General features: G+C 72.1%; 1 protein-coding gene. It reads left to right on the top strand.

Annotation, left to right across the window (positions count from 1 at the left end; translation table 11 throughout):
* Window positions 1–391: methyltransferase domain-containing protein (locus K9U41_RS23680; protein ID WP_282643260.1), on the top strand; the 391-nt coding region annotated here is incomplete at both ends.

Below are 391 nucleotides of genomic sequence, written 5' to 3'. Positions count from 1 at the left end.
GTCGAGGCGCGGGTCCTGGACCTCGACAAGAAGCTCGACGAGCAGGTCGGTGCGCCGGTGGCCACCGTGCTGGCGATCAACGTGCTCGAGCACATCGAGGACGACGCCGAGGCGCTGCGCCGGATGGCGGCCCTGACCCGGCCGGGCGGCCGGGTGGCGATCTGGGTGCCGGGCTACCAGCAGCTGTACGGCGAGTTCGACCGCGCCGTGGGCCACGTGCGGCGCTACACACCGGCCACCCTGCGTGACGCGTTCGAGCGGGTCGGGCTCCGGCCGCTGGAGGTCAAGCCCGTGAACCTGCTCGGCGGGATCGCCTGGTGGCTCACCGTGCGCCGCGGCGGTGTGGGCAAGCAAAAGCCCGGTCTGGTGCGGATCTACGACCAGTTCGTGG

It is taken from the genome of Xanthobacter autotrophicus (assembly GCF_029991245.1).
GTDB lineage: Bacteria > Pseudomonadota > Alphaproteobacteria > Rhizobiales > Xanthobacteraceae > Xanthobacter > Xanthobacter autotrophicus_C.
Note: the sequence above shows the minus strand (reverse complement) of the source record. Positions and strands in the feature narration are given on the sequence as shown.